Consider the following 6,782-nt stretch of genomic DNA (forward strand, 5'->3'; position numbering starts at 1 on the left):
GGCGTCAATGCCAAAAACGACCGCATCGATGCGCGCGTGATCGCTCGCTTCCTGGCGACGCTGCCAGTCCATCCGATCGATCTCGACCCTCGCCTCGAGCTGTTGATTGAACTGATCACGGCGCGGCGCCAGCTCAGCGCCGAGTTGAGCCGTATCGACAATCAGGCCGAGCATGTGCGCGATGCGGGCCTCAAGCGCCTCGCCAAGCGGCGCGCAAGTCGGCTCAGTGCCGACATCCTGCTTCTCGATAAGCGAATTGCCGAAGCCACGGCGGCCGATCCCGTCTTGGCTCAGCGTGATCGCCTGCTGCGCTCCGTGCCCGGCGTCGGTCCGGTCCTCAGCGCCACGCTGATCGCGCAATTGCCTGAACTCGGCCGCTTATCCAACCGGCAGATCGCCGCCTTGGTTGGGCTTGCTCCCTTTGACCACGACAGCGGCAAGCTCAAAGGCAAGCGATGTATCTGGGGTGGTCGAGAGTCGGTCCGCAACGTCCTCTACATGGCTGCGCTCAGCGCCGGAGTGCATAACCCCATCTTCGCCGCCTTTCGCCAGCGCCTACGGGCCAAAGGCAAGGAAGCAAAGGTCGCCATTGTGGCCGTCATGCGCAAGCTTATCACCACCCTCAACGCCATGATGCGTACCAACAAATCCTGGAACCCCGCATCGATATGAAAGCACGGTTGCTCACCTGCCTGCCGGCATCCTCTCCCCGTATAGYGACGGGGAGAGGGGCGCTCTCATCTATAGTTTCGCCAATCACTAACGTCGCAAAAGAGCGCCGACGTTGCGGCAAGCTACTTTCTCCCCGTCACTATACGGGGAGAAATGYCCGGCAGGRCAATGAGGGGCGGCGCCGACTTTAACAATTGGCCGGCCCTTGGCTGGGCGAACCGCCGGCGATGCCGCCACAAACAAAAACGCTGCGGACAAAGCCGCAGCGTTTGTTGCACTTCTATCATGTCTGCTCAGCTTGACGGCTGAGGCTCCATGCCGCCCTCGGGCTCGGGGCCCTTCTTGCGGCGGCCGGACTTCGGCACGGCGGAGCCGCGGCTCGGCGGCGTGTCGTCGCCGAGGTCACGTGCGGGCTTGTTGCCGGCGATCAGCTGCTTGATCTCTTCACCCGACAGCGTCTCGTATTCGAGCAGGCCTTGCGCCAGCGTGATCCATTCCTTCTTCTTCTTGGTCAGGATGGATTTGGCCGAGACATAGGCCTCGTCGATCAGGCGGCGCACTTCGGCGTCGATGATCTGCGCGGTCTCTTCCGAGATGTTCTGCGTACGCGCCACCGAATGGCCGAGGAACACTTCCTCCTGATTGTCGCCATAGGCGACATGGCCGAGCTTGTCGGAGAAGCCCCAGCGCGTGACCATGGCGCGCGCCAGCTTGGTCGCCTGCTCGATGTCGGAGGAAGCGCCCGAGGTTATGTTCTCCTTGCCGAACTTGAACTCCTCGGCGACGCGACCGCCCATCATGATGGCGAGGCGCGAGATCATGTATTTGTAGCTCATCGAATAGCGGTCGCCTTCCGGCAACTGCATGACCATGCCGAGCGCCCGGCCACGCGGGATGATGGTGGCCTTGTGCAGTGGGTCGGCCGACGGCACGTTGAGCGCCAGGATGGCGTGGCCGGCCTCGTGATAGGCGGTCAGCTCCTTCTCAGCCTGGGTCATGGCCGACGAGCGGCGCTCGGCGCCCATCATGATCTTGTCCTTGGCGTCCTCGAACTCGGCCATGGTGACAAGGCGCTTGTTGCGCCGGGCCGCCATCAGCGCGGATTCGTTGACGAGGTTCATCAGATCCGCGCCGGAGAAGCCCGGCGTGCCGCGCGCAACGACCTTGAGATCGACATTCGGCGCCAGCGGCACGTTGCGTACATGCACCTTGAGTATCTTCTCGCGGCCGACGATGTCGGGGTTCGGCACCACTACCTGGCGGTCGAAACGGCCCGGCCTGAGCAGCGCGGGATCGAGCACGTCGGGACGGTTGGTGGCGGCGATCAGGATAATGCTTTCGTTGGATTCGAAGCCGTCCATCTCGACCAGCAACTGGTTCAGCGTCTGCTCGCGCTCGTCATTGCCGCCGCCGAGACCGGCACCGCGATGGCGGCCGACGGCATCGATTTCGTCGATGAAGATGATGCAGGGCGCGTTCTTCTTGGCCTGGTCGAACATGTCGCGGACACGGGATGCGCCGACGCCGACGAACATCTCGACGAAGTCCGAACCCGAAATGGTGAAGAACGGCACATTGGCCTCACCGGCGACCGAGCGGGCGAGCAGCGTCTTGCCGGTGCCGGGAGGACCGACCAGCAACACGCCGCGCGGTATCTTGCCGCCAAGGCGCTGGAACTTCTGCGGATCGCGCAGGAACTCGACGATCTCTTCCAAATCTTCCTTGGCTTCATCGACGCCGGCAACGTCCTGGAACGTGATGCGGCCGTGCGCCTCCGTCAGAAGCTTGGCCTTCGACTTGCCAAAACCCATGGCGCGCCCGGATCCGGATTGCATCTGGCGCATGAAGAATATCCAGACGCCAAGGATGAGGATCATCGGCAGCCACGAGATCAGATAGCCGAACAGCGAATTGGAGCCGTCGGCCTCTGGCCTTGCATTGATGGTGACGTTCTTGTCCTGCAGCCGTGAAACCAGCGAGGGATCGCCGGGCGAATAGGTCTGGAAGCCGGTGGAATTGTCGGTGTAGGTGCCGGTGATGCGAGCGCCCGCTATGGTCACCGTCTTGACCCKGCCGCCGGCGACCTCCTGCAGGAACTGCGAATAAGGCACATCGCTCGAAGCCCCGCGCGTCTGCGGCGTCTGGAACAGATTGAAGAGTGCGATGAGCAGGACCGCTATGATCGCCCAGAGCGCGAGGTTGCGATAGTTCGGATTCATCAATTGTCCCGTTGGCGTCCGCGGACGGACAGCATCATGAGAGGAAACTTGCGCCTAACATAGGGAGAGCGTCTCGCCTTGCCAAGCATAACAGCACGTCTGGGTTAAGCTTTCGACCAACCATCAATCGGCACTGTGGCCGAGCAATGGCAGAGCAGGCAGCGGCGGCGCGCCGATCAGCTCGGCGACGGCCCGCGCCGGCGCCAGATCGAAGGACGGCAGGAAGCGGGCAAAAGGCGACACGACCGGCCGCACCACGAACCCTGGCGACCTCGGGTTTTCAAGGGCTTGCTGGGATGTCGGTTCCGCAGCCAATGCGGCACACATCAGACTTGCCGGGGTCTTTCCATCATCGATCGCCACGCGCTTCGCTGCGGCCGCACCCAGCGGAGCGATCAACAATGCGTCTGACCTGTCGTTCAATGTGATGTGGCGACGGCCATCCCAGATGGTGCTGTCCACAACTGCAGCGGCGGGCGGCAAACCCCGCGCCTCGCGGCGCAGGAAGATGCCGGCACGCCGAAAATCAACCACSGTCCGCGACAATGTGGCGCAAAGAAAGCCGGCCTTCAGCCGATCGAACAACGCCTCGCTGCGCGCCTGGTCCGGAAGAAAGGCAGCGCCTCCGGCGGTGGCCAGCAAAATACGCAACGCGTAGATGGCCGCCTGATCGTCGCCGGCCGAAAGCAGGCGCGGGTCGAGGCGGATGAGACCCGTGGTCGGCTGGTTGGCGAAGCGATGGATCAGATCGGCGGCGCCGGCGCCAAGCTGCCTGCGCTCCACGGCGGCCTGACCGGCGAGCAGCAGCCTGCCCTCGATGGACTCGACACTCTCGCCGGCAAGCGCGGCGCGCACACGCGGCCGCTCGAAGGCCACGTCGGTGTTGGTCGGATCATCGGCCCAGCCGACATGGTCACGCCGCAGGAAATCGCGAAGTGCTGAGCGCTGCGTGCCCAGAAGCGGGCGAGCGATCCACTCGCGCCAGTCATAGAGGGTGGCCGGCGCCATGCCGGCAAGCCCGCGGCCTGCCATCTCAGCAAGCCCCCGGCTTGCCATTTCGGCAAACTCTCGGCCCTCATCCCGCGCCTGACGCATCAGCACCGTCTCGGCCTGGTCGTCGGCGGTATGGCCGGTGACGATGAGCCCGATGCCTTCCGCGCGCGCCGCTTCGGCCAGCAGCCGGTAGCGCGCTTCCCGCGCCGCCGCCGGCAGTCCGGTCGATGGCTTGCTTCCGGCCCAGGCCAAGGTGCGGTGGGCAATGCCGCGCTCGGCGCAAAGCTTCGCCACGGTCTGCGCCTCGGCCGCAGAACCTGGTCGCAGGCCATGGTCGACCGTCAAGGCCAGCAGCTTCACGGACGGCGCGGTTCGATCGAGATGCAGTTTGAGAAGGAGAAGCAGGGCGGTCGAGTCACTGCCGCCGGACACGGCCACAACGGCGCCGTGGGTAAAATCGATATGCGAAAAAAGACTCTTCGTATCGGAAAGAAGGCTGGTCGAAAGATCAGGCTCAGTCGCGAGCATCAACGCATGTCACTCAAAAGTGGTCCCGGTTTTGGGACTGAGACATGCGTAGGAAAAATCAGCACGCAGCCAGGGCCTTCTCCTGCTTGACGCGTTCCTTGAGTGCATTGGAGATATCGGGGTAGCGCTTGCCGACCTCGCTGAAGGTGGCGCAGGCRACATCGTGTTGCTTGAGTCCRACCAGCGACACGCCTAGCTTCAAGAGCATGTCGGGTGCCTTCTTGGCCTTCGGGTAGTCCTTGCTGGCGGCGAGGAAGACTTCGGCCGCGTCGCGGTATTTCTGCTGGCCAAGCAGCGATTCACCCAGCCAGTAGTGCGCGTCCGCCGTCTTCGCATCGCGGGGGAAGCGCGAGATATGATCGCGGAAACCCTGTTCGGCGGTGCTGTAATCGCCCGACAGGATGAACTGATAGGAATTGCGGTAGAGCTCTTCGGGGTCCTTGGTGGAGGGCAGCGCCGCGACGATCGTGCCATTGGACTTGCCGGCCTTGGCCGGAGCGCCGGTGGCAGGGGCCGCATCTTGCGCCGGCGCAGTTGCCTGGGTGTTGCCGCCGGCATCGATCACATTGCCGTTCTTGTCGACGGTGATCGAGCCAAAAGTCTTTTCCGGCGCTCCCGTGCCGGGGATCACCTTGCCGGGATCGCCATCGGGTGATTCGACGATGACATCCTCAACCGTCTTGCCGCCGGTCGACTGATCGCTGCCGGTAGCGGCGCCGGCATCAGCCGGCGCCTGGGTTGCCGGGGCCGCGGCCACGTCGGTGTTGGTGTCGGTGGTTGCGTCGGACTTCTTCTTCGGTGCCGCCGGTGCCTGTCCGCCCTGCGAGCCGCCTTCCAGCTGCTGGAAGCGGAACTCGTTGTCTTCCTGCTGCTTGCGGATCTGCTCCTGCATCTGCAGGACCTGGAAATTGAGTTCCTCGATCTTGCCATTCATCTGCCGCAGCTGGTCTTCCAGGCTGGTGACGGCAGTAGGATCGGATTGCACCATCTGGACCTGATCCGGCTTCTTCTTTTCACCGAAAAGGCTGGGCAGCTCGATGCTGGGCAGATGGAAGGAAAAGCCGCTGTCGGTTGATTGCCCTGTGCCGCTGGCCCCCAGGCCGCTAGCCGGGGCGGTGACGCCTGATAGGAGCAGCAGCGCAAGCGTGCCGCTCAGAACCGATCTCAAATGCATGTGCCTCTCGCCGTGTGTCGTTGGTCTGTTTCGCGCCTTCCAACCAGAGTGGGACCAGCCAAGCGCCCTCGGCTCATAGCAGGGCGCGAGACTTCGGCCAAATTTTGTTTCAGGCATCAGGATATGAAAAAGGCGGCCCAAGGGCCGCCTTTCGCAAAGCTGTGTTGTATTTTTGCCGATCAGGAACCAGCGCCGCTAAGCGTAGTAACGGCGCGGCGGTTCTGCGACCAGCAGGAGATGTCGTCGCACACAGCGACCGGACGCTCCTTGCCGTAGGAAATGGTCTTCAGGCGGCTGGAAGAGACGCCCTTGGAGACCAGGAAGTCGCGTGTGGCGGCGGCGCGGCGGGCGCCGAGCGCCAGATTGTATTCGCGCGTGCCGCGCTCGTCGGCATGGCCTTCGACGACGATGGCATACTGCTTGTACTGGTTCAGCCATTGCGCCTGGCGCGCAAGCGTCTGCTGTGCGTCAGCCCGGATCGAGGTCGAGTCCGTATCGAAGAAGATGCGGTCGCCGATATTGACGGTGAAGTCCTGCGCCGAACCGGGCGTTGCAGCACCGGCGCCGTTGAGGCCAAGGTCAGCGGCGTTGTTCGGCGTCTTCTTCGAGGCGCAACCGGTGATGGCGAGCAACGCCACCAGCGCGATCATGGCCGGGTTTCTGGTAAGTGCTGCGATACGGCCCATGCCGCCTCTCCTTCGTATTTCGAGTGATCGTATTCGAGTGATTTCGTTGATCACCCAGTAACCACGTTTGGGTTAACCGGCATTCAAGAAACACGGTTAAAATTTGGTTTAGGCTGGTTTAGGCTGCCCGTCCGCAACCTCTTGATCCGAGGCCACAGTTGGCGCGGACCCTAGGCGGAAATACGGCCAAAACGCGACCAATGCATGGAAAAGGGGCCGAAACGGCCCCTTTTCAGCATGTGTGGCAATTCAGCCGAACCTATTCCAACAACGGCGACCAAGCCGGGTCCGAGGCGAAGTTCGCGGTCGGGATCGGCTGCTCGTTGCGGCCGGTGAGGTCGACGGAAACCAGTTTCGGGCCGCCAGCGGAGTCGCGGAAGAACATCAGCACGCGGCCGTTCGGCGCCCAGGTCGGTCCTTCCTGCTGGAAGCCGGACGACAGGATGCGCTCGCCCGAACCGTCGGTCTTCATGACGCCGATCTGGAACTCGCCGCCGGTCTGCTTGGTGA

At 63.3% G+C, this 6,782-nt stretch carries 5 protein-coding genes and 1 pseudogene; 1 reads left to right on the top strand and 5 read right to left on the bottom strand.

The genetic code is table 11. The features are described from left to right. On the top strand, window positions 1-672 hold a 672-nt coding region (locus AC1DX0_RS28325), incomplete at its 5' end, for an IS110 family transposase (protein ID WP_477357703.1). Between the two features lie 293 nt (window positions 673-965). On the opposite strand, the gene ftsH is transcribed toward AC1DX0_RS28325, so the two are convergent. From ftsH to tolB, 5 genes and pseudogenes are all read right to left on the bottom strand, one after another. Continuing rightward, on the bottom strand, window positions 966-2,891 hold the full coding sequence (gene ftsH / locus AC1DX0_RS28330; RefSeq protein WP_477221719.1) for an ATP-dependent zinc metalloprotease FtsH: 1,926 nt from the start codon (window positions 2,889-2,891) through the stop codon (window positions 966-968). A 123-nt stretch (window positions 2,892-3,014) separates the two neighbouring features. After that, window positions 3,015-4,412 carry a tRNA lysidine(34) synthetase TilS gene (gene tilS / locus AC1DX0_RS28335; protein ID WP_477221718.1) on the bottom strand — a complete coding sequence of 466 codons (1,398 nt, stop codon included), beginning with the start codon at window positions 4,410-4,412 and terminating at the stop codon, window positions 3,015-3,017. 58 nt (window positions 4,413-4,470) lie between these two features. Beyond that, window positions 4,471-5,586: a tol-pal system protein YbgF gene (ybgF, locus tag AC1DX0_RS28340; RefSeq protein WP_477221717.1), complete on the bottom strand. Its 1,116-nt coding sequence runs from the start codon at window positions 5,584-5,586 to the stop codon at window positions 4,471-4,473. 179 nt (window positions 5,587-5,765) lie between these two features. Then, complete coding sequence (pal, locus tag AC1DX0_RS28345) at window positions 5,766-6,272, bottom strand: peptidoglycan-associated lipoprotein Pal (RefSeq protein WP_477221716.1); 507 nt, start codon at window positions 6,270-6,272, stop codon at window positions 5,766-5,768. Between the two features lie 259 nt (window positions 6,273-6,531). Then, window positions 6,532-6,782 (bottom strand): annotated as a pseudogene (gene tolB, locus AC1DX0_RS28350) (Tol-Pal system protein TolB); the annotation flags it as partial.

The organism is Mesorhizobium sp. P3_A9 (assembly GCF_056402975.1).